Below are 23657 nucleotides of genomic sequence, written 5' to 3'. Positions count from 1 at the left end.
CTGCTTGGGCAGCGGGCGGCCTCTTTTCCGCGCACTGCCGGCTTGAGGCCGCTGGAGGCCGCCGAACCACGCACCGCCGACCGAGCGAGGCCTATGACGCATCCCGCTTCCGAACCGAATCCGCCAGCTGGCGACACCGCGGGTGCCACTGGCGCGACTGCCGGCGGCGCAACCCATGCCGACGGCACCACGAACGCACTCGAACCCATTCTCGCCACCGCCGGCGTCAGCAAGACATTCCCGGGCGTGAAGGCGCTGCAGCGGGTCGATTTTCGCCTGTTCCCCGGCGAGATTCACACGCTGATGGGGCAGAACGGCGCGGGCAAATCCACTTTGATCAATGTGCTCACCGGTGTGTTGGCGCCGGACGCCGGCACGATCCGCCTCTGTGGCGAGTTGGTGGCGTTCGCCTCGCCGCAGGAAGCCGAAGCGGCCGGCGTGCGCACGCTGTATCAGGAAGTGAACCTGTGCCCGAATCTCTCCGTGGCAGAGAACATTTTCGCGGGCCGGCAGCCGAGGCGCTTCGGCGCGATCGACTGGCCCGACATCAAGCGGCGCGCCCAAGCCGCGCTGGCGCGCCTCGACGTGACACTCGACGTCACCCGTTCGCTCGACGCCTATCCGATCGCCGTGCAGCAGATGGTGGCCATCGCGCGGGCGCTTTCGGTCGACGCGCGCGTCCTGATCCTCGACGAACCGACCTCGAGCCTCGACGACGGCGAAGTGAGCCAGCTTTTCAAAATACTTCGCCATCTTAAGCAATCGGGTATTGCGATTCTGTTCGTCACGCACTTCATCGAGCAGACGTACGCCATTTCCGATCGTATTACGGTGATGCGCAATGGCGAGCGCGAAGGCGAATATCTCGCACGTGACCTGCCGGCCGATCAACTCGTGTCGAAGATGGTCGGCCACGAGCGCATGAGCGCGCGTTTGCGCGAAGCCGCGCATGAAGGGCACGACGTCCATGAAGGGCCGCAAGCCGCGCAGGCCGTCCAGCCGTTCGTCGAGTTGCGCGGTGTCGGACGGCGCGGCACGATGCAGCCGATCGACCTCGACGTGCAGCCGGGTCAGATCCTCGGCCTTGCCGGTTTGCTCGGCTCGGGCCGCACGGAAACCGCGCGGCTGTTGTTCGGAGCAGACCGTGCCGACAGCGGCACGATTCTGGTGGAGGGCCGCCCCGTGCGGCTGCGTTCGCCGCGCGACGCGGTGCGCCACGGCATCGGCTATTGCGCGGAAGACCGCAAGAAAGAGGGCATCGTCGCCGAACTGTCGATCCGCGAGAACATCCTGCTGGCGTTGCAGGCGCGGCGTGGCTGGTGGCGCAAGATCAACCGGCAACGCGCGCGTGAACTGGCCGATCTATGGATCGAGCGGCTCGGCATCAAGACGTCGGATGCGGAACAGCCGATCGGCCTGCTGTCCGGCGGCAATCAGCAGAAAGCGCTGCTGGCGCGCTGGCTCGCCACCGACCCCAAGCTGCTGATCCTGGACGAACCGACGCGCGGCATCGACGTCGCGGCCAAGTTCGACATCATGGATCGTCTGCTGGCGCTATGCGCGAGCGGGTTGAGCATCCTGTTCATTTCGTCGGAGATTAGCGAGGTGCTACGCGTCAGTCATCGCGTGGTGGTGTTGCGCGACCGTCGCAAGATCGCCGAAGTGGTGGGCAAAGCGTCAAACGAAGACAATATCTATCGACTCATCGCGGGGAGCGGCGAATGAAGCTATCGAACTGGTTCGTGCGCGACGGCGCCGAGCGTCCGTTGATCTGGCCGTGCGTCACCTTGGTGTTGTTGTGCGGGCTGAACCTGTGGGTCAATCCGCATTTCCTGTCGCTGCGCATGCTCGACGGTCATCTGTTCGGCGCGCCGATCGATGTGCTGAATCGTGCCGCGCCGCTGGTGCTCGTCGCCACCGGCATGACGCTCGTGATCGCGACACGCGGCATCGACATTTCGGTCGGCGCGGTGGTGGCGATCGCGGGCGCCGCCGCGGCCACGATACTGGCGACCCAGCCGCTGCCGACCGGTGGACTCATTGCGCAGGCACTGCTGGCGGCGTTGATCGTCGGTGTGCTGAGCGGCATGTGGAATGGCTTGCTGGTGTCCTTCGTTGGCATGCAGCCAATCATCGCCACCTTGATCCTGATGGTCGCCGGACGCGGCATCGCGCAATTGCTGACAGCGGGACAGATCATTCCGATCGGCGCGCCCGGCTATCTATTTGTAGGAGGTGGTTACTGGCTCGGCGTGCCGTGCTCGGTGTGGATCGCCACGGCGGCGGTGCTGGCGACCGCCGCGCTCGTCGAAGGCACCGCGCTCGGGCTGTTCATTCGCGCGATAGGCGTCAATCCGGTCGCCACGCGCCTGGTCGGCTTGCGCTCCAAGGCGCTCGTCTTCGCGGTGTACGGGTTCTCGGGATTGACCGCGGCAATGGCGGGCATTCTCATCAGCTCGAACGTGCGCAGCGCCGACGGCAACAATGCGGGCCTACTGCTCGAACTCGATGCGATCCTCGCGGTGACACTCGGCGGCACCTCGCTGCTCGGCGGCCGCTTCAGCCTTGCGGGGACGGTGCTGGGCGCACTGATCATCCAGACGCTGACCTACACCACCTATTCGATCGGCGTGCCGCCGGAGGCCACGCTCGTCGTCAAGGCGGCCGTGGTGCTCGCGGTGAGCGTGATCCAGTCGCCGACGGCGCGTGGACTCGCCATGTCGTTCGGCAGGTCGGTCCGCATGTCCGTCATCAAGCAACGCGGGGTGGCGCGATGAGACGCATCCTCGAAGCCTGGGCTCATATCGTCGATCCGCGCACGCTGCCGATCGCCGTGACGATCCTGCTGTTCTGCGCGCTGTTCGGATTCGGCTCGGTGATGTACACCGGTTTCTTCTCGTGGCAAGTGCTGCTCGATCTGCTGGTCGACAACGCGTTCCTGCTGATCGTGGCAATCGGCATGACGTTCGTGATCGTGTCCGGCGGCATCGACCTGTCGGTGGGTTCGGTCGTCGCGCTGACAACAATCGTCGAGGCGGTGCTGTCGGAACATCTGCATTGGCCGGTCTGGGTGATCCTGCCGACCGTGCTGCTGATGGGCACGGTGTTCGGTGCGGTGCAGGGCGCGTTGATCCACTTCTTCCGCTTGCAGGCGTTTATCGTCACGCTGGCCGGTATGTTCTTCGCGCGCGGCTTGTGCTTTCTGATCACGACCCAGTCGATCACCATCACCGATCCGACGTTCCAGAAGATTTCGGCGTTTCGTCTCGACATCGGCGTAGGTTCGGTGACGGCGAATGTGCTGATCGCGTTCGTCACACTGCTGGCCGCGATCTTTGTGGCGCATTTCACGCGCTTCGGCCGCAATGTCTACGCGATCGGCGGCAACGCGCGCTCGGCTTTGCTGATGGGCTTGCCGGTGGCGCACACGCGCATCGGCGTGTATGCGCTGAGCGGCTTCTGTTCGGCGCTCGGCGGCGCGGTCTTCACGTTCTATGTGTTGTCGGGCTACGGCTTGCAAGGGCAGGGCATGGAACTCGACGCGATCGCGGCGACCGTGATCGGCGGCACGCTGCTGACGGGCGGCGTCGGCTATGTGATCGGCTCGCTGTTCGGCGTCGGCATTCTCGGCACGATCCAGGCGCTGATCACCTTCGACGGCACGCTCAGTTCGTGGTGGACCCGCATCGTGATCGGCGCCTTGCTTTGCGCGTTCTGCCTGTTGCAACGGTTGATCGAGCGTCATGCCAAATCAGTGGGACGTCCGGGTGGCACCGGCGCGGTCGTGACCGCGGGACGCGAACGTGGTCATGCGGATGGATCGACGGCGTCGGATTCGCATGTGATCGGACGCGCGCCCGAACAGGCGTGAGCGCTGCCACGATGCCTTAAGCGCTGAGCTGCCGTCCTTTGGTTTCAGGCAGCGTCAACGCGGCGAGGATCACGATGCCGTACGCCGCCGCTGCGAACACGCCGATCGCGTGGCCGAGCGTCATCGTTTGCGAGACGTAGCCGATCAGGAACGGAAACGTCGCGCCGGCCGCTCGTCCGAAGTTGTAGCAGAAGCCCTGACCGGAGCCGCGAATCCGCGTGGGAAACAGTTCGGTGAGGAACGCGCCCATGCCGGAAAAAATGCCGGACGCGCAGAAGCCTAGCGGGAAACCGAGCACGAGCATCCAGAGATTGTCGAGCGGCAGTTGCGTGTAGATCAACGCAATCGCGCACGACGCCAATGCAAACGCGATGAAGGCGCGCTTGCGGCCGATTCGGTCGCTGACATAAGCGCCCGTCAGATAGCCGCAATACGAACCAACGATCACCACGCCCAGATAGCTCCCGGTGCCGATCACGCTCAGATGCCGTTCGGTTTTCAGATACGTCGGCAGCCACGTGGTCACCGCGTAGTAGCCGCCCTGCACACCGGTGGCCAGCACGGACGCGCGCAGTGTCGTCCAGACGATCTCGCCACGGAAAATATCGAGCAGCGAAGTGCGCGTTTGCGTGGCGGCCTGTGCCGCTTTCTGCTGCCGATGCACCTCGGGCTCATCGACGAAGCGGCGGATCCAGATCACGAACGGTGCCGGCGCAATCCCGATCGCGAACAGCACGCGCCACGCGTAATCGGCGGGCACCAGCGAGAACACGGCCATGAAGAGCAACGTCGAGATGCCCCAGCCGATCGCCCAGCCCGCCTGCACGAGTCCTACTGCCTTACCGCGATCGCGCGCGCGGATCACTTCGCCGATCAGCACCGCGCCCGCCGTCCACTCGCCGCCGAAGCCGAGGCCCATCAGCCCGCGCGCCCACAGCAATTGCGAGAAATTCTGCGCCAGCGCGCAAGCCAGCGTAAACACCGCGAACCAGAGAATCGTGATCTGCAAGGTCTTCACCCGGCCGATGCGATCCGACAGTACGCCGGCAGCCCAGCCGCCGAGCGCCGAACTCAGCAGCGTGACGGTGCCGATCAGACCGGCGTCGCCGCGCGTGATGCCCCACGTCGCGATCAGCGTCGGAATCACGAAGCTCAGGAACTGCGTGTCCATGGCGTCCAGCACGTAGCCGATCTTGCAACTCCAGAAGGCGCGCTTCTCACTGGCGGAGATTTGCCGATACCACGCGAACGGGCCTTGTCCTGCACCGGACTCGCCATAATGCTCGGCGTCGGCGGTCAACTGCGCTTCGGTTTCCATGCTTGCACTCCGGTCGTCGTTGGCCGCGTCTCGTCGCACGGCGGGTGTTGAGGACAAACGCTGCGGCTACAGCACCGCCAGCGTGGTGTTGGGAATGTCGGTGACGAGCATGTGTCCAGGTTTGTGCGCGATCGCGAACGGCAGACGCGCGCTTTCGATGGCGGCTTGCGGTGTGACACCGCAAGCCCAGAACACGGGCAGTTCGTCGCTGCGCACTTCGACGGCATCGCCGAAATCGGGACGCGCCAGATCGCGAATGCCGATCAGCGACGGATCGCCGATATGAACCGGCGCGCCGTGCACGGCGGGAAAACGGCTGGTGATCTGGATCGCGCGGATGGCGTCGGCGGCTTTCATCGGCCGCATCGACACGACGCGATTGCCGCCGAACACGCCGGCCGCCACATTGCGTTCGCGGGTGCGATACATCGGCACATTGACCTGCTGTTCGATATGCCGCAGCGCGATGCCTTCGCGCCGCAACATCTCTTCGAAAGAAAACGAGCAGCCGATCGCGAACACCACCAGGTCGTCGCGCCACAGTTCGTCGAGACTGCGCACTTCTTCGGCGCGCTCGCCATGCCGATACACATAAAACGCCGGCACGTCGTTGCGGATGTCGAGATCGGCACCGAGCGCGGGCATGCGCCAGTCGCCCGGTTCACCGATGCCTAGCAGCGGACACGCTTTCGGATTCAGCGTGCAGAAGCGCAGGAAATCGTCGGCGTGCTGTTTGGGCAGGATGGCGAGATTGGCTTGCGCATAGCCGCCGCAATAGCCCGCGGTGGGACCGGACAGACGGCGGCTGCGTATCTGCTGACGAAACTCGGATGGCGTGTAGGACATGGACTGCTCGGCTCCAGGTAGATCGCGTGGCTGAAAAACTTCAGCGATGCAAGCCAGATTAGTAACGTCAAAAATATCCATCCAGCGAGTTTTTATTGCGTTTCGTTAAATTAAACTTAACGGCGCAGCGACTCGTTTATGGCGATGATCGCGTGCATCCGTCGCTGTTGAGAGAACTCCGCCGTGAACACCCGCTTTGTCGAAACGTTTCTGACGCTTGCCCGCCTGGGCAGTTTTCGCGCGACCGCCGCCGCCATGCACGCGACGCCCGCGGCGATTTCACTGCGCATCAAGACACTCGAAGCGGAGTTGGGCGTCGAGTTGATCGAGCGCGATGCCGCGGAATTTCAGCTCACCGCGAATGGCGAGCGGCTGCTCGCGCATGCGCGCTCGGTGGTGCAGGCCACGCGCTCGCTGCAACTGGCCGCGCAGGACGAGACGCAAGTGGCGACGCGTTTGCGCCTCGGCGTGATCGAAACGGTGGTGCATAGCTGGCTGCCGGACTACATCCGGATGCTGAACCTCGAGTACAACCGTATCGTCGTGGATCTCACGGTGGATTCGAGCGCGATACTCGGACCGCGTTTGCGGGCGGGCGAACTGGACCTGGTGATTCAGGTGGAGGAAACCGGCGAGCATGAGGCGTCGATCGTGTCGACCTTATTGGCGAGCTATCCCGTGCGCTGGATCGCTCGCAGCGATCTGATTCCGGCCAGCCGCGCGAAACACGTGCAGACGGTGTTGAGCAAACCCGTACTGACGTTCGGCCGTGGCACCGCGCCGCAAGTCGCCGTCGACGCGATTGTGCAGGCGCTCGCAAAACGCGCCGGTGTGCCGCTCGCGCAGACCCAGGTGACCTGCATGCCGTCGGTCGCGGTGATCGTGAAACTGCTGCGCGACGGCTATGGAATCGCGGCGGTGCCCGCGCTATTTGTCGAGCCTTATCTGAGCAATGGTGAACTGGGGCAATTGCAGGTGCGCCCGTTGCCGCCGCCGATCGACGTCGCGATGTATTACCGTGACGATGCCGATGTCGGCGTGCTCGCGGCATCGCGTGTCGCGCGGAATGCGTGCGATCAGTATGCGAGGGCGATGGGGCGGCAGTTGATCGAGAAACGCTGAGGCATGCTGACGAACCCGAATCGGCTCATTCAGTTCGTATCGAGACGCCGTTGCGCGGTGGCCACGAGTCGATCGAACGAGAAAGTGCTGGCTGCGAGCGCGGCGGTCTCCGGCAGGTATTCGCGCGCGATGTCGGTCAACACCTGGCCCGGCGGCGCTTCGATCAGCACGTGCGCGCCCATTTCCTGCATGACCGTGAGCGCGTCGAACCAGCGCACGGTATAGCGCATATTGGTCGCGAGGTCGTCGCGGATCGCGTCCGCCGTATACAGCGGACGGCCGCCGCGATTGCCGACATAGATGCTTTGCGGCGCTTGGAAGGGCACGTCCTTTGCATAGGCGATCAGCTCGTCCGTGGCTTGCGCGAGCAGTTCGCAATGCGACGGCACGCTCACCGCGAGGCGAGTGGCCTTGCGCGCGCCCGCGGCCAGCGCGCGTTTTATGAAGGCGTCCAATGCGGCATTTGCGCCCGCTATGACAATCTGGCGCGGCGCGTTCACATTGCCGATATAGACATGCTGCTCGACTTCATCGGCGTGGCGCGCAACGAGCGTTTCCACTTGATACTCGGTCAAACCCGATATCGCGGCGAGACCGTAGCCGGATGGGTACGCGGTCTCCGTCAGTTCGGCCCGGCGGCGAACCATTTTCAGCGCGTCTTTGAAGTGAATCGCGCCGCAGCTCACCGCCGCCGGGTACGCGCCGATCGATAATCCCGCGCTGATCTCCGGCACGAACCGTTCAGCAGCGAGCGCGCGCGCGAGCGCCACGCCTGCGACCGTCAAGCCGATCTGCACGGCGACGGTCGAGCGCAAGGCGTCCGGCGTGTCCAGTGTGAGCACATCGACGCCGAGCACTTGCGACGCTTCCTCGAGCGTGTCGCGCACCGCATGATGCTCCGGCAGACGATGCAGGAAGCCATCGGTCTGCGCGCCCTGGCCGGGGAAAAGCAGCGCGAGCATCAGGCGTCGTCGCCATGAGACGCGGCGGCCCAGGGATCGGCGATCAGTTGTGGGCCACGCTCGTGACGTGCCAGCACACGCGGTGTGCCCGCGGCCCACTCGGCCAGCGCCACGCCGCCGGCGGGCGTGTCGAGTTGCACGTCCACGCGAACGCCGACGCGTTGCGCGAGCGCTTGCAGATAGGCCAGCAATTCGATCGCGAGGTTTCGTGTGAGCGGGTTTTCCTGCGTGCGGATAAGCAGGTCGAGGTCGCTCGATGGTGTCACCGTCGGCACCTGCGCCGCCAGTTCGAAACCGGCGCTGCCGGTCGGTCCCCAGACGAATACATTCAACGGGCCGGTCGCGTCGCTTTGCAACGCGGCGAGCGCGGCGAAGGCCGGCAATGCATCACGGCCGGCGAGTGGCGTGCGTGAAAAAGCGAGCGCCTCCGGCGACACGGCGCTCACCACATCCGCTGACGATGCCCACGTACCGTAACGCTCCGACCGCCCGACGCCGCGCATACCGATCGCGACGAACCCGTCGGCCGCCAGCGCGCGTCGGACGACCGCATACGGCGCGCGCCCGAACGCCTCGCGCACCCACGCCGGTTCATTATCAAACGCTTGCAAGCGTTGCAGACGCAGCAAGTCGTGCGGCCGCCATCGTGCATCGCACGACAACGCGTGGTCGATTGCAAACGGCGGCGCGGCACAGACTCGCATCACACGGCATCCCATTGTTCGGCGAGACGCCGGCGCACTTCGATCGACGCCGCGCGATTCTTCTGCGCCGCCGCCGACTCCAGTCGATGCGCGAGATTGCGGCGGCCATCGTCGCGTACGCTGCGAATCTGCTCGCTCAACACCTGGCGCACGCGCTCGATCTGCGCGGCGTCCGGCGCATCGGCATCGACGCCGTCGATCAACTGATCGAGCAGGCCGAGTTTGGCGAACGACGCCATCGAGTAAGACATCGGCACGATGGTTTCGCCGAGCGCGTCGAGGGCTTCGACCGTGCGGCGCGTGACGCGCGCGGCGGCTTCCTTGCCCATCGCGTGAACCATGGTGCCGGGCGCGTCGAGCGCGACGATGCGGTTGGCCTGATAGCCGTGCGCGAGGAAGGCGCCCGACATGGCCGGTCCGACGATCAGCGCGATCACCGGATGACCGGCGTCGCGTGCGGCGGCGTAGGCATCGACGGCCGCGGCGCAGGCGAGGTGAATGCCGAGCATCTCCTCGCGATAGCCGTACGCCTGGCTTTTCACGTCGACGATCGCGACGATCGGGCGGCGCGTGCCGCTCGCTTCGTCCTGCGCAATGGCGTCGCGCACGGCGCGCGCGAGCCGCCAGCCCTGTTCGAGGCCGACCACGTTATCGGTCGCGCGCGGAAAGCGGTTGGCGGGATCGGGCACGACCGAGAAGAAGTGCGCGGTCTCGCCGCCGAGTGGGGCGTCGCCGCTCAACACGGGCGCCGGGCTGACCGATTCGCCGGCCAGTGCCTGGAACCAGCGCGCGCCGCGGCTAAGTTGTGCGTCGCTCATGCTTGCTCCTTGCGCGATTCGTTTTGCGCGTGACGGTTGAATACGTCACGCATGGTTTCCGGTGTAACGCTGGCGGGATCGATCTGCGCGAGCCGGTTCAGAAACACGTCGACCTGTTCGCTGCGATGCGCGGCCGGCACGCCTTGCTCGAACGCGGAACGCACGGCGGCGCTCACCGCGTCGGAATCGTCGTCGACCAGTTGATCGGCGAGCGCCGTCGCCGTGCGCTGTTCGCCACCGATCAGTTGCCACACGCGGCGGCGGTCGCTGGCATCGAGTTCCTCGATGCCGGCTTCCTGTTCGATCACTTCGGGCCCGTTCATGCCGAGCCGCCCTTGCTTCGTGACGACCAGGTACGAACACAGCGCAGCCGCCAGCGACATGCCGCCGAAGCAGCCGACCATGCCCGCGATCACACCGACCACCGGCACATGCCGCCGCAACGCGACGATGGCGGCCTGAATCTCCGCGATCACCGCGAGGCCGAGGTTGGCTTCCTGCAGCCGCACGCCGCCGGTTTCGAACAGCACGACAGGCCGCACGATCTTGCCGCGTTCGCAGTCGCGCAAGGCCAGTTCGAGCGCCGCGGCGATCTTGCTGCCCGACACTTCGCCGATGCTGCCGCCCTGGAACGCGGATTCGATCGCGGCGACCACGGCGGGTTCGCCGTCGATGGTGCCGCGCGCGATCACGCAGCCGTCATCCGCCTGGCAGACGACGCCCTGCAGCGGCAGCCACGGCGATTCGATCTTGTCGAACGGGCCGAGCAGTTCGCGGAAGGTGCCGGCATCCAGCAGCGAGCGGGCGCGCTCACGCGCCGGCAGTTCGATGAAACTCTCGCGCAGCATCGGCGCGGGATGAGCGGTCGCAACCGTAGTCATGCGTCGTCTCCCTGTTCGGCGGCTTCGACGGCTTCCGCGAGCCGCAACGCGACCACGCCGGGCGTCGCGCCGAAGTCGTTGATTTCGATTTGCGCTGCGCCGTCGTAGCGGGTGAAAAAGCGGTCGAGCACGCTTTTCCAGATGTGGCTGTAGCCGTCGACGCTGGTGCGCACGACCACGTGCGCGTTCAGTGCGCTAGCCTGATCGGCGGGCGAGAGCAGCACTTCCAGATCGCCCGAGCCCACCACGCCGACATGCGCGCGGGTCGTGACGGCGCGTTGCGCCGGATAGTCGAAGGTCAGATGTTCCATGAGTCGGGGCTCCGGTCGGCGTCGTGATGCGCCAGCATGTCGAGAAAGAGGGTGGCGGCGAGCAGATCGGCTGCGCCGCCGGGCGATGCGTTGAGCGTTAGCAAGTCGTGTTCGAGCGCGGCGAGCGCGGCGCGGCCCGCGGGCGTCGAACTGCCGCCCGCGTCGAGCACGCGTTGCGCGCCGTGTTGTCCGGCGTGCAAACCGGGCAAGCCCGCGCGATGCAGCAGGCAGGTGTCGTCCAGCGTGGCCATGATCGAGAGCAGGGCGTCGACGCGCGCGGCGTTTTCGTCGATGCCTCGCTCACGTGCCGCGAGCAACGCGGGCAGGCCCACGTCGACGACATGCGGGAAACCGTCCTGCGCTTCGCGGCGCGCTCCGCCGACCTGATAGCGCTGACGTGCGCGTTCGCCGTGACTGTCGGAAGGCGCGGCGAAGCGATCCGGGAAGCAGGCGATCTGCGCGGCACGCGTGCCGATCCGCGATGCGTTCGCACGCATGGCGCCGGCGGGCAGCGACGCCCCCGCGACCAGCAGGCCGACGATCCAGATCGCGCCGCGATGCGCGTTGCTGCCTCCCGTGGCGTTCAGCATGTCCAGTTCGCCGGCGCGGCCGATCTGCGCGAGTTCGGTGCGCAGCAACGCGGACGGTTCGCCGCGGCGGCGCGCCGCGCGTGCGAGCGCCGCGAAGGTCGGCTCGAGCGCGTGCGCCGAGCGCAGCATGGTGTCGAGATCGAGGTCGCGATGCGCGCCGCTGCCGCGCCGGTCGACTAGCGCGGGCTTGGGCGTGAGTTGGGCTTCGTCGATCAGCGCGGTGATGGCGTGACGTGCCAACTGTGTGTCGGAAAGCGTGGGCGCGAGGTGGGCGGCGCGGGCCGTGGCGTGAAAGGCGTCGGCAACCCCGGTGACGTCGGCTCGCGAATCGACCGCCGTCGCGCGCGCGGCGCGACCGCACGGCGCCTGCGCTTCTTCTCGCGCGAGCCAGGCAGCGGGCGCCATGCTCACCAGCTCCTGAAGCGCGCCGGCGGTTCGTACAGGCCGCCCGACCACGTCACCAGATCGTCGATGCTGCGTGCTGCCAGCAGCGAGCGCTTGGCCTCGCCACGCCGGATGCCGAGATCCTCGGGATACGCGACGATGCCGCGCCGGCGCAACTCCGCCGTCTTCTCCGGCTTCGCGCGTAGCCCGATCGGCGTCACGCCGGCCACGGCGGCGATCGCCGCGCGCCGTTCGTCGATGCCTTCGGCCTTGTGCAGATGCGCGATGCCTTCCTCGGTGACCACATGGCTGACGTCGTCGCCGTAGATCATCACGGGCGCAACCGGCATGCCGCTTTTCGCGCCGACCGCGACGGCGTCGAGTTCATCGACGAAGGTCGGCTCGCCGCCTTTCTTGTAGGTCTCGGCCATCTGCACGACCAGCTTGTGGCCACGCGACACCGGGCCCTCATCGCGCAGCAGCTTGAGCCACGCTTCGCTCGAATGACGCCGGCCGCGCGGATCGTGGCCCATGTTCGGCGCACCGCCGAACCCGGCAAGACGCCCGCGCGTGACGGTCGACGAATTCGCGTCGGCATCGATCTGCAAGGTCGAGCCGATGAACAGATCGACGCCGTATTGCCCGGCCAGTTGGCACAGCACGCGGTTCGAGCGCAGGCTGCCGTCGTTGCCGGTGAAGAACACGTCCGGACGCGCCTCGATATACGGCTCCATGCCGACTTCGCTGCCGAAACAATGGATGCTGTCGACCCAGCCCGATTCGATTGCGGGAATCATGGTGGGATGCGGATTAAGCGTCCAGTTGCGGCAGATCTTGCCCTTCAGGCCGAGCGATTCGCCGTACGTGGGCAACAGCAATTCGATCGCGGCCGTGTCGAAGCCAATGCCGTGATTCAGCGACGTCACGCCATAGGGCTCGTAGATGCCGCGAATCACCATCATCGCAGTGAGCACCTGCAGGTCGCCGATATGGCGCGGATCGCGCGTGAATAGCGGCTCGACGGCGAACGGCCGGTCCGCCTGCACGACCACGTCGACCCATGACCCGGGAATGTCGACGCGCGGTAGTTCGTCGACGATCTCGTTGACCTGCACGATCACGATGCCATGACGAAAAGCAGCAGCTTCGGCGATGGTAGGCGTGTCTTCGGTATTCGCGCCGGTGTACAGATTGCCGTGACGGTCGGCCTTTTCCGCGCACAGCAGCGCGACGTGCGGCGTCAGATCCACGAACATGCGCGCGTACAACTCGACGTACGTATAGATCGCGCCGATTTCCAGCTGGCCGTCTTCGAGCAGTTGCGCGACCCGCAGGCTTTGCGGGCCGGCAAACGAGAAGTCGACCTTATGCGCGATGCCGCGTTCGAACAGCGTCAGATGCTCAGGGCGGCCGATGCTCGAAATCAACAGATGCACGTCGTGAATCTTCTGCGGATCGACCTTGGCGAACGAGCGAGAGAGGAAATCGGCCTGCTTCTGGTTGTCGCCTTCGAGGGCGACGCGGTCGCCAGGCTGAATCAGCGTTTCGAGCGCGTCGACGATGCGCTCCGGCCGCAGCACGCCGTCTTCGAGCCAGGGTGCAATAGTGGCGAGGCGGCGGTTCTTTTCGTCGCGACGGGTGGTCCACGAACGGGCGGCGGTGGGTGTCGACACTGCGGACGCAGCGGCTTCGGCGGGTCGGTTCATCGGCTTAGTCAGCTCCCGGTGGTGGCGCGCGGGCGTCTGCCGCGCGGCTTGGGTTGATTCGCAAGCGCGGCTTCGGCCTGCGTGCGTTCGGTGAGGAAACGATAAAGCAGGTCGCCCGTGCCCAGCAGATGCGCGACGACCAACTGCTGCGCGGCGGGAATGTCGCGGCGTTGCACGGCGTCGAGCAGGGCGGCGTGTTCATTGTCGGACTCGCCCTTGTACGACGGCAAGCCGAATTTCAGGCGCAGATATCTTTCACCACGCCGATGCAGCGTGCCGATCATGTCCTCGAGTTGCGGACGGGCGGCGGGCGCATACAGGCTCATGTGAAACGCGGCATTGCGCTCGACATACAGTGATGGGTTCGCCTCGAGTTCGGCGGCGCGGCACAGCCTGGCGGATTCGCGCAACGTGGCGGCCGTGTGCCTGGGAATCGCGAGCCCGATGGCGAGGCTCTCCAGCGCGGAACGGATCTCGTAGATTTCGCGCGCTTCTTCCGCCGACAAAGGCGCGACCGTCGCGCCCTTGTGCACGGCCGCTTTGGCCCAGCCCTCGCTCTCTAACTGACGTAGCGCTTCGCGTACGGGAATTGCGCTGACTGAAAAATGCCGCGCGATCGCGTCCTGCCGCAGCGGCGCGCCGGGCGCCAGCGTGCCGTCGACAATCGCCGCACGCAGCGCCTCCGCGATCACGCGGGACGTGCTTTCACGCGGCGCCGCCGCGGGTAAAAGCGGGATGTGCGCCGGGGCGTCCAGGGGAAAACCATCGATTGCGTCGCTCATAATATCAAATATTATATATAAAAATACACGAATTAAACGCGGGCAAACCCGGAAAAATTTTCACCGTACTGTCTGCAGAGTCCGCTGACCGGATGTGCAAGGACACCCCGGTTCATCACAAACGCGCCATCTCGTCGTTCCCGTTAGGTACGCCAACTGTCGGACCGGAGAAGCATGATGAATTCACTAACCGACCGCACGCCGGTCGCGCGGCGCCGCACGCCGCTCAATCGTTCGCAGATCGCAGGTTTTTGGGGAGCGTGGGCAGGCTGGACGCTCGACGGGATGGACTCGTTCATCTACGCGCTCGTGTTGACGCCGGCCTTGACCGAACTGCTGCCGCGCTCGGGGTATGCGGCGACGCCGGCGAACGTCGGCCTGGCCGGTTCGATCCTGTTCGCGCTGTTCCTGGTCGGGTGGGGGCTGTCGTTCATCTGGGGGCCGCTTGCGGACCGCTACGGCCGCACCAAGGTGTTGGCCGGCACCATTTTCACGTTCGCCATTTTCACGGGACTCGCGGCGACTTCGCACAACGTGTGGGAACTCGGCATCTATCGCTTTATTGCGGGCGTCGGCATTGGCGGCGAGTGGGCGCTGGCCGGGACCTATGTGGCCGAGGCATGGCCGGAGGATCGTCGCAAGATGGGCGCCGGTTATCTGCAAACGGGCTACTACGCCGGGTTCTTCCTCGCGGCGGCGCTGAACTATACGGTCGGCGTGCATTACGGCTGGCGCGCGATGTTCCTGACCGGCGCGGTGCCGGTGGTGGTCGCGATTCTGATCCTGCTGCGCGTGAAGGAGTCGGAGAAGTGGGAGAAGGCCGAGGCGCGCACCGTGCGCACCAAGCCGCTGCGCGAGATCATGGGGCCGGCTTATCGACGCCGCACCTGGGTCGCGTGCATTCTGCTGACAATCGCCATCATCGGGCTGTGGGCGGGTGCGGTGTACGAGCCGTCGGCCGTGATTCAGCTGGCGACCAAGGCCGGCATGGCCAGGAACGACGCGATCAGAACGGCGTCGCTGGCCACGGGGTTGTTGTCGATCGCGACGATCCTCGGTTGTCTCGCGTTGCCGCCGCTCGCTGAGCGCATCGGCCGCAAGAAGACGCTGGCGATTTACTTCCTCGGCATGGCGCTGGCAATCGTGGGCAGTTTCGGCTGGGCGTTTTACCTGCCGAATGGGCTCGCGCCGTTTATTGCGTGGCTCTTCGTGCTGGGGTTCTTCGGCGGCAATTTCGCGCTGTTCAGCTTGTGGCTGCCGGAGCAGTTCGAAACCCGCGTGCGGGCGACGGCGTTCGCGTTCTGCACGTCGTTCGGGCGGTTCGTCGGCGCGGGCGTCAACTTTTTGCTCGGCGCGGCGGTGCTGCATATGCATACGCTCGGTGTGCCGGTGGCGTGGACGGCAGTCGCGTTTATCGTCGGCCTGTTCGTGATTCCGTTTGCGCCGGAGACGAAGGGCGAGGTTTTGCCGCAGTGAGGTTGGCCGTTCGGCTGAGTGGCGAGTGGAACGGCAAGCGGGCATCCTTTCTATCCGTTAGAGGACGTATTTCTCCGCTGTTTCAGATTTGCCGATCTGTACAGAAACCCGTACAATGATCGCCGGTGGTTCAGAGGCGTTTTCGCTCCGGGCCACCGGCTCAACGCGCGGTCCCGCAAGGCGGCCGTGTCGTTCGGCGGCGGAATCGTCCCTAACTTTTGACAGGAGCGACTGGAGGGCAACCTCTCAAGTCGAGAAAACAGATGAACGTCCTTACTTACAGCGAGGCGCGTGCCGGCTTTAAGCAAGCGATGGACGACGTCTGCCGCGATCACACCCCCATGCTGATCACGAGGCAGACCGGCGAAAACGTGGTCATGGTTTCGCTCGAGGATTTCAATGCGATGCAGGAGACCTTGTATCTATTGAGTTCGTCGAAGAACGCCCAGCGGCTCGCCAGGTCTATCGCCCAGTTGAACGCCGGCAGTGCGACTGCGCGCGAACTGCTGACCGATGAACAGACACAAAAGCCGCAACGAGGAGGCCGCAAAGGCTGACAGCATTTTTATGTTCACCGACGACGCGTGGGACGATTACCTTTACTGGCAAGAGACGGACCGAAAGGTCTTGCGCAAGATCAATACGCTGCTAGAGGAGTGCCGGCGCGATCCTTATCGTGGTACGGGGAAACCAGAGGCCCTGCTTGGTAGCTTGAGCGGATTGTGGTCGCGCCGTATTACGCTCGCCGACCGCCTCGTTTACCTGCCGCGAGACGGAAAGATCTACGTGATCGCCTGTCGCTTCCACTAAGAAAGCTGAGAAAAACCGGGCGCCAGCGCCCGGTTTTTTGTTCGATGCCGCGACATCAGCCGAACGCCCCGGAATCTCATTCCACCTGCCGCCGCGCCCGCCCGCCTGGCCACAGCACCGAAAGCAGCGGCCACCCGAGATTCACCCCCAGACTCGCGACCACGATCAACACCATGCCCGCCAGTTGCGGCATCGACAGCGCCCGTCCATACACGACAGCATCGACCACGATCGCCGTCAGCGGATACACGAACAGCAACACGGCGATGATCGGCGTGCTCAGTTTGGGCAACGCGCCGTAAATCAGCACATACGAAAGCCCCGTGTGCAGCACGCCCATGCCGACCAGCCAGAACCACTGCATCGGGCCGATATGCACGGCAGTAAGCGGCGCGATCAACGGCAGGCACACGACGCCGACCGCGCACTGCGCGAGCGTCAGCAGATGCGGCCGCAAATTGCCGAGCCCTTTGGCGATCAACGTGACGCTGGCATACAGCACCGAGCCCGCCAGCGCTTCGCCGACGCCGATCAGATAGCTCGTATGACCCTGCAGATTCTCCGTGGCCACGACGCCCGATGCCAGCACGAGTCCGACGAAAGCGGCCGCAATCCAGCCGAGCCGGTCCATGCCGAGCCGCTCGTTGAACAACGCCGCGCCGATCAGGACGACCCAGAACGGCTGCACATGAAACACCACGGTTGCAACCGCGATGCTGGTGCGATGAATCGCATCGAAGAAACCGACCCACTGCGTGACCATCAGCACGCCCGTGATCAGCGCCAACGTGACGGTGCGTCGCGTGAAATGCGCGCGCGTGAAGAAGCCTTTCCATGCGCAATACGCGGCGAGCGAGAGAAAGCCGAACAGGCAGCGAAAGAATACGAGCGTCAGCGCGCCGAGCCGCGCTTCCTCGACGAAGATCCCGAGCGTGCCCATCAGAAGCCCAACGCTGGCCAGCGTGATGGCGCCGTGTTGACGTTGGGTGAGGGACATGCGCAACGGCTCCGTAACGTGATGTCCCGAGTATTGCGTGCCTTGCACGGCATCGACAAACGAATTAAATTGAGCAATTCCATAAGCTGGATTGATAAATTATGCACCCCGAATTCGACGTCGATCTGCTGCGCACCTTCGTCGCGGTGGTGGAAACGGGCAGCTTCACGAAGGCGTCGACGACCGTGCATCGCTCGCAGGCGGCGGTCAGCATGCAGATCAAGCGGCTCGAAACCATGCTCGGCACCACACTGTTCGCCCGCAACACGCGCAATCTGTCGCTCACGCGGCCGGGCAATACGCTGCTCGAGTATGCGCGGCGCGTGCTGGCGCTACATGAGGAGGCGTGGTCGGCGATCGTGCGGCCGGAGGTGACCGGGCGCGTGGTGCTCGGCGCGCCGGACGACTACGTGTCGTCGCTGCTGTCGCCCGTGTTGCGGCGCTTCTCGAATCTGTATCCGCACGTGGAGATCGAAATCGTCTGCGCGCAGAGCACGTCGCTCGCGCCGATGCTCGCCGACAACAAGATCGATCTCGCCTTCGTCACGCGCGACCGCAAGTTGCGCGGCGAATTCGTGCGCAGTGAGCCGATGGTGTGGGTGGGCGCGTCGGTGGATACGCCGGTGCTGGCGGTGTCGCCGCTGCCGGTGGGACTCTATGAGCCCGGTTGCGTGGCTCGCCAGCATACGCTGGCCGCGCTCGACGGCGCACGGATTCGTTATCGCGCCGCGTTCAGCAGCGCGAGCCTGATGGGACTGGTGGCGACCGTGGATGCGGGGTTGTCGGTGATCGCGCTCACGCGTTGCAGCGTGCCGCCGCGACTCACGATTCTCGGTGAAGCGCAAGGATTGCCGAAGATCGCGCCGCTGGAAATCGTGGTGGCGCGCAGCGCCAAATCGGATCGACCGACCTGCGATTATCTGGCCGCGCAAATGATGCAGGATCTGTCGCAGCGGCCTCAGGCTCAAACACGAGCGTAAGCCGTCACCTCGCCATCCACCGCGAGCCGCACGTGCTCGCCCGGCCGTGGGCAAAGATAACCCGGCACCCGCGCGCGCACCATCGTCCGCGTGTCGGAACGCAATTGCAGCGCGACGCCCGCGTCCTGCCCCTGAAAGATCACTTCCGTGACGACCGCGTCATACGCCGCCGCGCCGTTGGGCATCGTTTCTTCGGCGCGCAACAGGCGGATCTGCTCGGGCCGCACCATCACATCGACAGCGCCCTGGCCCATCGGCCCGGATAACGGCAACTCGCCCAGTTCGCAGCGCACGCGATCCTGCGTGGCTATGCCCGGCAACAACACCGCCTCGCCGACGAACGATGCCAGTTCGCGCGTCACGGGCCGGCGGTAGAGCGTCTCTGGCGTCGCCGTCTGGATCAGCCGGCCGTTCCACAACACCGCCACTTCATGCCCGAGCGACAACGCCTCGGATTGATCGTGCGTGACCAGCACGGCCGTCGCACCCGTGGCGGCTAGCGCGCTGGCCACGGCCTGGCGGGTTTCGAGCCGCAATGCGGCGTCGAGCGACGAGAAGGGTTCGTCGAGCATCACCAGCGTGGGCGACGGCGCGAGCGCGCGCGCCAGCGCGACGCGTTGCTGCTGGCCGCCGGACAACTGCTGCGGGGCGCGGTCGCCGAAGTTCGCCGGCAAGCCGACCAGTTCCAGCAACTCGGCCACACGGTGCCGCGCTCGCCGCTGCGCACGCGGCAAGCCGAACACGATGTTGTCCGCCACCGACAGATGCGGAAACAGCGCGCCTTCCTGCGGCACGTAGCCGATGCGGCGCTGTTCGGACGGAACATGCAGATCGTCGCCGGCCACGCGCCGGCCGTCGATGTCCACAGTGCCGCCGTCCGCGCGTTCGAAACCGCACAGTAAGCGCAGCAAGGTGGTCTTGCCGCTGCCCGATGGACCCAGCAGCGCCAGCAGCGTGCCGCGCTCGACGGAGAGATCGATGCCGTGCAGCACCGGCGTGCCGTCGAAGGATTTTTGCAGCCCGCGGATACGAAGTTCGCTCATGAAAATCCGATGGTAAAAGCGCAGCGCGTTAGCTGCGTTCGCCGAGTAGCGCCGATTTGCCGAGCAGTGCGAACAGGAGGCCCGAGGCGAACAGCGATATGCCGGTGAGCAACGCCGCGTAGGGCGCCGCCGCGGCGAACGCCATCGTCGAGGTGTCGGCCCAGACCTGGGTGGCGAGCGTTTGCGTGTCGAGCGGGGAGAGCAGCAGCGTGGCGTTCAGTTCGGTGACGACCGAGATGAAGACCATCGCCGCCGCCGCGCCGAGCCCTGGCCCGGCGAGCGGCAAGACCACGCGGAACAGCGTCTGCGACCAGTTCAGGCCGAGGGCGCGCGCGGTCTCTTCGAGGCGCGGCTGCGCCTGCATGAAGGCGGCGCGCACACTGACCAGCGCGAGCGGCATGAACAGCATGGAGTAGGCGATCACCAGCAGCGTCGCGCTCTGATAAAGCGGTTGCAGCGCGTGCACCGCGAGCGACACGATCGCCAGTGCGATCACCAGACCCGGCACCCCTTGCGCGAGAAACACCGTGCGCTCGAAGAGCGTCGCGAAACGGGTCGGATAGCGCACCAGTAGAAATGCAAGCGGCACGACCAGCAGCGTGGTCAGCAATGCGGCGGCGAGCCCGAATCCAAGCGATGAGATCGTGGCATTGAACAGCAGCTCGGGCGACACATCAGCCGGTGTGACCGCTGCCGCGCCCGGTTGCGTGAGCCAGTAGCCGATCATGCCGAGCGGCACGCCGAGCGTGGTGATCGACAGCAGCGCAAAGCCGGCGACGACGATCCAGCGCCATACGCCGAGGTCGTAGCGCAAGACGGCGCGCCGCGTGCCGCGATCGACGCGCTCGTAACGCGCCGCGCCGCGCACGCGAAACTCGAATGCCAGCACGATCAGGCAGATCACGATCAGCAGGCACGCGAGCAGCGAAGCGCCGCCGCCATCGAAACTAGTGCGGAATTCCGCGTAGATTTGCGTGGTGAACGTGTGAAAACGCAGCAGCGTGAATGCGCCGAACTCCGACAGCACGCCGAGCGCCACCAGCAGCATGCCGCCGAGCAATGCGGGGCGCAGTTGCGGCAGCACCACGCGAATGAACGTGGTCCAACGGTTGCAACCGAGTGCGCGCGCGCTTTCTTCGAGCGCCGGATCCATGCCGCGCAACGCGGCGGCGACCGGCAGATAGACGAGCGGAAAATACGCGCAGGTCAGCACGAGCAACGCGCCCGCGAAGTCCTGCAGATCCAGGCTCAGCGACACCCACGCATAGCTCGAAATGAAAGCCGGCATGGCGAGCGGCGCGGCGCTCAACACGGCCCACGCGCGACGACCCGGCAAATGCGTGCGTTCGACGAACCACGCGGCGGCTGTACCGATCACGGCCGAGACCAGCGTGGTCGAGACGGTAATCATCAACGTGTTGACCAGCAGTTCGCCGACGAGCGGCCGGAACACCAGGTCGATCGCCTCGGCCGCGCCGAAGCTGGCGGCGCGCCAGAACGTAAACGCAATCGGCAGCAACACCAGCAAAGCGCTGAGTGCCGCTGCCGCGAACAGCCCGCGAGGCGCGCGCGAACGGGCGCGCGCCGGGACAGTGGGGACAGCCGGTGGCCCGGCTGACAAAGCTTCGCTCATTACAGCAGGCCTGCCTGGCGCAGCAGCTTGCCGGCCTGGCTGTCGTCGCCGAGTTGCTGGATCGTCAGCGGCGGCGGGCTCAGTTCGGCGAACGGCTTGAGGATCGGATCCGGTGCGACGCCTGCGTGCAGCGGGTACTCGAACATCACGTGGCTATTGGCCATCAACTGTTGCGCGCGGTCGCTGACCAGATAGGCGAGAAACTTCTGCGCGCCGTCCGTGTTGTGCGCGGACTTCAGCACCGCGGCGCCCGACACGTTCACGGCCGCGCCGGCGTCGCCGTTGCCGAAGTGATAGATCGCGCTGCGGGTTTTGCCGTCGCCGAGTTCGGCATGCAGACGCGCCCAGTAGTAGTTGTTGATCAGACCGGTCGCGACACCGCCGCGGTTCACGGCGGCGACCACGCCTTCGTCGTCGTCGAAAATCTGCGCGTTGGCTTTCAGGCCCTTGAGCCATTGCACCGTTTGCGCTTCGCCCTTCAGCGCGAGCACCGCGCTCACGAGCGGCAGGAAGTCGCCGTCGCTCGGGGCGATGCCGATCTTGCCTTTCCATTCCGGTTTGGCGAGATCGAACAGCGATTGCGGCAGTTGCGATGCCTGGACCTTGGTGGTGTTGTAGGCGAGCACGTTTTCGCGCGCGGTCACCGCGACCCATGCGCCGGTCGGCGAGCTGAAGCGCGCCGGCACGGTGGCGAGCGTCGAACTGTCCACCTTGTTCAGCAGGCCTTTCTCTTCGAGCAGCATCAACTCCGGCGAGTTTTCCGTGAAGTACACGTCGGCGGGCGTGGCGGCGCCTTCGGCGACGATCTGCGCGGCCATCGCCGGGCCTTCGCCGTTGCGGATCCTCACCGAGATGCCCGATTGCTTTTCGAAGTCCTTGGCGAGCAGATTGACGACCTGCTCGTGCTGCGCGTTATACAGCGTGATCGACGCGGCCTCGGCCGCCGACGGCACCGTCGCGAAAGCGGCCAGCGTGAGCGCGGCCGCGCTGCTCAGAACGCGCAGACGAGTGCCAAACCAGTTGTAAGCCATGATCCAGAGTCCGTTGTGATGTTGTAGTTGATTTGTGTTTTGTTAGCTGTCCAGCGTGCTTCAGGTCTCGAACAACCCCGCGCCGACATACGAACCCGGCTTCGCGCCCGGCGGCACGGCGAAAATCGCGCTGCCGACGTGCGTCGTGAACTGGTTCATCATGTCGAACTTCGCGAGCCTGTCGTTGATCGGAATGAAGCCGCTGCGCGGGTCGCTCTGGTGCGCAATGAAGATGAGACCCGCGTCGTACTCCGTTTCCTGACGCCATGGCGGCCAGCGCTCGATGTAGAAGTTCGTGCCGTCGTTGTACGAATACGAACGGCGCAAAATCTGCGCGCCGTTGTTGCTCGCCTGATTCGACAGACGCACGTGCGAGTTCTCCGGAATCACCGGATTGCCGTCCTTGTCCTCTTCCTTCAGGTCCACGGCGTCGAACTCGTTCTTCTTGCCGATCGGCGCGCCGCTGTACTTGTGGCGGCCGAACACCTGTTCCTGGAAGTCCAGTTCGCTGTTGTCCCAGTGTTCGAGCGTGATGCGGATGCGCCGCACGACGGTGTAGGTGCCGCCTTCCATCCACGGCGCGTCGGCGCTGGCGCCCGCCCACACGATCTGGTTCATCAACGGCGGCTTGGCGGTGGACGGATTGTTGGTGCCGTCCTTGAAGCCCATCAGATTGCGCGGCGTCTGACCGCGCGGACCCGACAGGAAACCGGACTGGCCCCAGCGCATCGCCGCCGTGCCGTAGGCGAGACGCGACAACTGCCGGACCGCGTGAAACGCGACCTGCTGGTCGTTCGCGCAGGCCTGGATGTACAGGTCGCCGCCGGTCTTTTCCTTGATCAACTGGTCGCCGTTAAAGCGCGGCAGATCGACGAGCGCGGCGGGGCGGCGCGCGGCGAGGCCGTAGCGATCCTTGCCTTCATGCGTGAACAGACCCGGCCCGAAGCCGAACGTGATCGTCAATCCGCAAGGGCCGAGACCGAGCACGTCGCCGGAATCGGGCGCGGCTTTGTTCTCGCCGGCGTCGCCTGTCGGCAGCGGCACGGCCGTGCCACCTTGCGTGAGACGCGCGGCCGCATCGGTCCATGCGCGCAGCAGCGCGATCACGTCTTCGCGCTTCTCCGTGGTGAGATCGAGGGCGGCGACGTAGGTGTGACTTTGCTGCGGCGTGACGATGCCGCCCTGATGCACGCCGTAGAACGGCTCGACGGCCATTTGCGGATCGGCGGCGGCGTGCGGTTGCGTCTTGCCGAGCGCGTTCTGGGACGTCGCCAGACCCGCGCCCAGGCTCGCGCCGGCCGCAACTGCGGCGCCGCCGGCCTTGAGAAATCCGCGCCGTGAGGGCCGCGGGGGGTGATCGTTTGCCATGATTACTTCACCTTCATTCGGCTT

Annotated in this window: 23 protein-coding genes; 8 read left to right on the top strand and 15 right to left on the bottom strand. The window is 65.5% G+C overall.

Annotated features, from left to right (window positions below; genetic code table 11):
- The first annotated feature begins 93 nt into the window (after positions 1–93).
- From HF916_RS21855 to yjfF, 3 genes are read left to right on the top strand one after another with little or no spacing between them, the layout of a single operon-like run.
- Positions 94–1725, top strand: coding sequence for a sugar ABC transporter ATP-binding protein (locus HF916_RS21855; protein ID WP_168790899.1), 1632 nt, complete (start codon positions 94–96; stop codon positions 1723–1725).
- The gene (locus HF916_RS21850) at positions 1722–2777 is read left to right on the top strand and encodes an ABC transporter permease (RefSeq protein ID WP_168790898.1); all 1056 of its coding nucleotides are present in this window, start codon (positions 1722–1724) and stop codon (positions 2775–2777) included. The genes HF916_RS21855 and HF916_RS21850 overlap by 4 nt, the downstream gene beginning before the upstream one ends.
- Positions 2774–3871 (top strand): galactofuranose ABC transporter, permease protein YjfF, encoded by a 1098-nt coding sequence (yjfF, locus tag HF916_RS21845; RefSeq protein ID WP_168790897.1) that lies wholly within the window; start codon positions 2774–2776, stop codon positions 3869–3871. The genes HF916_RS21850 and yjfF overlap by 4 nt, the downstream gene beginning before the upstream one ends.
- A gap of 16 nt (positions 3872–3887) precedes the next feature.
- Here the strand turns inward: yjfF and HF916_RS21840 are convergent, their stop codons facing one another.
- On the bottom strand, positions 3888–5189 hold the full coding sequence (locus HF916_RS21840) for an MFS transporter (RefSeq protein ID WP_168790896.1): 1302 nt from the start codon (positions 5187–5189) through the stop codon (positions 3888–3890).
- Between the two features lie 66 nt (positions 5190–5255).
- The gene (locus tag HF916_RS21835) at positions 5256–6035 is read right to left on the bottom strand and encodes a putative hydro-lyase (RefSeq protein WP_168790895.1); all 780 of its coding nucleotides are present in this window, start codon (positions 6033–6035) and stop codon (positions 5256–5258) included.
- A gap of 183 nt (positions 6036–6218) precedes the next feature.
- Here HF916_RS21835 and HF916_RS21830 point away from each other — a divergent pair, with 183 nt between their 5' ends.
- On the top strand, positions 6219–7157 hold the full coding sequence (locus tag HF916_RS21830) for a LysR family transcriptional regulator (RefSeq protein WP_168790894.1): 939 nt from the start codon (positions 6219–6221) through the stop codon (positions 7155–7157).
- A 29-nt stretch (positions 7158–7186) separates the two neighbouring features.
- On the opposite strand, the gene mdcH is transcribed toward HF916_RS21830, so the two are convergent.
- From mdcH to HF916_RS21790, 8 genes are read right to left on the bottom strand one after another with little or no spacing between them, the layout of a single operon-like run.
- Positions 7187–8119 carry a malonate decarboxylase subunit epsilon gene (gene mdcH, locus HF916_RS21825; RefSeq protein ID WP_168790893.1) on the bottom strand — a complete coding sequence of 311 codons (933 nt, stop codon included), beginning with the start codon at positions 8117–8119 and terminating at the stop codon, positions 7187–7189.
- Positions 8119–8823, bottom strand: coding sequence for a malonate decarboxylase holo-ACP synthase (locus HF916_RS21820; RefSeq protein WP_168790892.1), 705 nt, complete (start codon positions 8821–8823; stop codon positions 8119–8121). The genes mdcH and HF916_RS21820 overlap by 1 nt, the downstream gene beginning before the upstream one ends.
- Positions 8823–9641: a biotin-independent malonate decarboxylase subunit gamma gene (gene mdcE / locus HF916_RS21815; RefSeq protein ID WP_168790891.1), complete on the bottom strand. Its 819-nt coding sequence runs from the start codon at positions 9639–9641 to the stop codon at positions 8823–8825. The genes HF916_RS21820 and mdcE overlap by 1 nt, the downstream gene beginning before the upstream one ends.
- A complete protein-coding gene (locus tag HF916_RS21810) occupies positions 9638–10522 on the bottom strand; it encodes a biotin-independent malonate decarboxylase subunit beta (RefSeq protein WP_168790890.1) in 885 nt (294 codons plus the stop codon). Before HF916_RS21810 ends, mdcE begins: the two co-directional genes overlap by 4 nt.
- Entirely contained in the window at positions 10519–10833 is a 315-nt protein-coding gene (locus tag HF916_RS21805; protein ID WP_168790889.1) for a malonate decarboxylase subunit delta, read from the bottom strand. The genes HF916_RS21810 and HF916_RS21805 overlap by 4 nt, the downstream gene beginning before the upstream one ends.
- Positions 10821–11828 carry a triphosphoribosyl-dephospho-CoA synthase gene (locus HF916_RS21800; protein ID WP_168790888.1) on the bottom strand — a complete coding sequence of 336 codons (1008 nt, stop codon included), beginning with the start codon at positions 11826–11828 and terminating at the stop codon, positions 10821–10823. The genes HF916_RS21805 and HF916_RS21800 overlap by 13 nt, the downstream gene beginning before the upstream one ends.
- A 2-nt stretch (positions 11829–11830) precedes the next feature.
- Positions 11831–13513: a malonate decarboxylase subunit alpha gene (mdcA, locus tag HF916_RS21795; protein WP_168790887.1), complete on the bottom strand. Its 1683-nt coding sequence runs from the start codon at positions 13511–13513 to the stop codon at positions 11831–11833.
- Positions 13514–13521: 8 nt separating this feature from the next.
- A complete protein-coding gene (locus HF916_RS21790) occupies positions 13522–14295 on the bottom strand; it encodes a GntR family transcriptional regulator (protein ID WP_168790886.1) in 774 nt (257 codons plus the stop codon).
- A 177-nt stretch (positions 14296–14472) separates the two neighbouring features.
- On the opposite strand from HF916_RS21790, the gene HF916_RS21785 reads away from it, so the two are divergent.
- The 3 genes from HF916_RS21785 to HF916_RS21775 all read left to right on the top strand — a co-directional run bounded on the left by HF916_RS21785 (position 14473) and on the right by HF916_RS21775 (position 16581).
- The gene (locus HF916_RS21785) at positions 14473–15771 is read left to right on the top strand and encodes an MFS transporter (protein ID WP_206001836.1); all 1299 of its coding nucleotides are present in this window, start codon (positions 14473–14475) and stop codon (positions 15769–15771) included.
- Positions 15772–16034: 263 nt separating this feature from the next.
- Entirely contained in the window at positions 16035–16328 is a 294-nt protein-coding gene (locus tag HF916_RS21780; protein ID WP_168790884.1) for a type II toxin-antitoxin system Phd/YefM family antitoxin, read from the top strand.
- Positions 16285–16581: a Txe/YoeB family addiction module toxin gene (locus HF916_RS21775; protein ID WP_431311407.1), complete on the top strand. Its 297-nt coding sequence runs from the start codon at positions 16285–16287 to the stop codon at positions 16579–16581. The genes HF916_RS21780 and HF916_RS21775 overlap by 44 nt, the downstream gene beginning before the upstream one ends.
- A 76-nt stretch (positions 16582–16657) precedes the next feature.
- On the opposite strand, the gene HF916_RS21770 is transcribed toward HF916_RS21775, so the two are convergent.
- Positions 16658–17578 (bottom strand): DMT family transporter, encoded by a 921-nt coding sequence (locus HF916_RS21770; protein WP_168790882.1) that lies wholly within the window; start codon positions 17576–17578, stop codon positions 16658–16660.
- A 101-nt stretch (positions 17579–17679) separates the two neighbouring features.
- On the opposite strand from HF916_RS21770, the gene HF916_RS21765 reads away from it, so the two are divergent.
- Positions 17680–18558, top strand: a complete 879-nt coding sequence (locus tag HF916_RS21765) for a LysR substrate-binding domain-containing protein (protein WP_168790881.1) — start codon at positions 17680–17682, stop codon at positions 18556–18558.
- On the opposite strand, the gene HF916_RS21760 is transcribed toward HF916_RS21765, so the two are convergent.
- The 4 genes from HF916_RS21760 to efeB are packed head-to-tail and all read right to left on the bottom strand — an operon-like array spanning position 18543 to position 23633.
- Positions 18543–19601, bottom strand: a complete 1059-nt coding sequence (locus tag HF916_RS21760; protein WP_168790880.1) for an ABC transporter ATP-binding protein — start codon at positions 19599–19601, stop codon at positions 18543–18545. The genes HF916_RS21765 and HF916_RS21760 overlap by 16 nt on opposite strands.
- A gap of 28 nt (positions 19602–19629) precedes the next feature.
- Entirely contained in the window at positions 19630–21234 is a 1605-nt protein-coding gene (locus tag HF916_RS21755; RefSeq protein WP_168790879.1) for an ABC transporter permease, read from the bottom strand.
- Positions 21234–22265: an iron ABC transporter substrate-binding protein gene (locus HF916_RS21750; RefSeq protein WP_168790878.1), complete on the bottom strand. Its 1032-nt coding sequence runs from the start codon at positions 22263–22265 to the stop codon at positions 21234–21236. Before HF916_RS21750 ends, HF916_RS21755 begins: the two co-directional genes overlap by 1 nt.
- 60 nt (positions 22266–22325) lie before the next feature.
- Positions 22326–23633, bottom strand: a complete 1308-nt coding sequence (gene efeB, locus HF916_RS21745; RefSeq protein ID WP_168790877.1) for an iron uptake transporter deferrochelatase/peroxidase subunit — start codon at positions 23631–23633, stop codon at positions 22326–22328.
- Between the last annotated feature and the right edge of the window lie 24 nt (positions 23634–23657).

This window comes from Paraburkholderia aromaticivorans (assembly GCF_012689525.1).
Taxonomy (GTDB): Bacteria; Pseudomonadota; Gammaproteobacteria; order Burkholderiales; family Burkholderiaceae; genus Paraburkholderia; species Paraburkholderia aromaticivorans_A.
Note: the sequence above shows the minus strand (reverse complement) of the source record. Positions and strands in the feature narration are given on the sequence as shown.

What these genes read in the sequence shown, in the direction of transcription:
- mdcH (WP_168790893.1), bottom strand. Translation starts at nt 8,119, where the DNA reads ATGCTCGCGCTGCTTTTCCCCGGCCAGGGCGCGCAGACCGATGGCTTC.
- HF916_RS21840 (WP_168790896.1), bottom strand. Translation starts at nt 5,189, where the DNA reads ATGGAAACCGAAGCGCAGTTGACCGCCGACGCCGAGCATTATGGCGAG.
- HF916_RS21760 (WP_168790880.1), bottom strand. Translation starts at nt 19,601, where the DNA reads ATGAGCGAACTTCGTATCCGCGGGCTGCAAAAATCCTTCGACGGCACG.
- HF916_RS21780 (WP_168790884.1), top strand. Translation starts at nt 16,035, where the DNA reads ATGAACGTCCTTACTTACAGCGAGGCGCGTGCCGGCTTTAAGCAAGCG.
- HF916_RS21785 (WP_206001836.1), top strand. Translation starts at nt 14,473, where the DNA reads ATGAATTCACTAACCGACCGCACGCCGGTCGCGCGGCGCCGCACGCCG.
- HF916_RS21835 (WP_168790895.1), bottom strand. Translation starts at nt 6,035, where the DNA reads ATGTCCTACACGCCATCCGAGTTTCGTCAGCAGATACGCAGCCGCCGT.
- mdcE (WP_168790891.1), bottom strand. Translation starts at nt 9,641, where the DNA reads ATGAGCGACGCACAACTTAGCCGCGGCGCGCGCTGGTTCCAGGCACTG.
- yjfF (WP_168790897.1), top strand. Translation starts at nt 2,774, where the DNA reads ATGAGACGCATCCTCGAAGCCTGGGCTCATATCGTCGATCCGCGCACG.
- HF916_RS21770 (WP_168790882.1), bottom strand. Translation starts at nt 17,578, where the DNA reads ATGTCCCTCACCCAACGTCAACACGGCGCCATCACGCTGGCCAGCGTT.
- HF916_RS21790 (WP_168790886.1), bottom strand. Translation starts at nt 14,295, where the DNA reads ATGAGCGACGCAATCGATGGTTTTCCCCTGGACGCCCCGGCGCACATC.
- HF916_RS21805 (WP_168790889.1), bottom strand. Translation starts at nt 10,833, where the DNA reads ATGGAACATCTGACCTTCGACTATCCGGCGCAACGCGCCGTCACGACC.
- efeB (WP_168790877.1), bottom strand. Translation starts at nt 23,633, where the DNA reads ATGGCAAACGATCACCCCCCGCGGCCCTCACGGCGCGGATTTCTCAAG.
- mdcA (WP_168790887.1), bottom strand. Translation starts at nt 13,513, where the DNA reads ATGAACCGACCCGCCGAAGCCGCTGCGTCCGCAGTGTCGACACCCACC.
- HF916_RS21775 (WP_431311407.1), top strand. Translation starts at nt 16,285, where the DNA reads ATGAACAGACACAAAAGCCGCAACGAGGAGGCCGCAAAGGCTGACAGC.
- HF916_RS21810 (WP_168790890.1), bottom strand. Translation starts at nt 10,522, where the DNA reads ATGACTACGGTTGCGACCGCTCATCCCGCGCCGATGCTGCGCGAGAGT.
- HF916_RS21750 (WP_168790878.1), bottom strand. Translation starts at nt 22,265, where the DNA reads ATGGCTTACAACTGGTTTGGCACTCGTCTGCGCGTTCTGAGCAGCGCG.
- HF916_RS21800 (WP_168790888.1), bottom strand. Translation starts at nt 11,828, where the DNA reads ATGGCGCCCGCTGCCTGGCTCGCGCGAGAAGAAGCGCAGGCGCCGTGC.
- HF916_RS21850 (WP_168790898.1), top strand. Translation starts at nt 1,722, where the DNA reads ATGAAGCTATCGAACTGGTTCGTGCGCGACGGCGCCGAGCGTCCGTTG.
- HF916_RS21820 (WP_168790892.1), bottom strand. Translation starts at nt 8,823, where the DNA reads ATGCGAGTCTGTGCCGCGCCGCCGTTTGCAATCGACCACGCGTTGTCG.
- HF916_RS21855 (WP_168790899.1), top strand. Translation starts at nt 94, where the DNA reads ATGACGCATCCCGCTTCCGAACCGAATCCGCCAGCTGGCGACACCGCG.
- HF916_RS21755 (WP_168790879.1), bottom strand. Translation starts at nt 21,234, where the DNA reads ATGAGCGAAGCTTTGTCAGCCGGGCCACCGGCTGTCCCCACTGTCCCG.
- HF916_RS21765 (WP_168790881.1), top strand. Translation starts at nt 17,680, where the DNA reads ATGCACCCCGAATTCGACGTCGATCTGCTGCGCACCTTCGTCGCGGTG.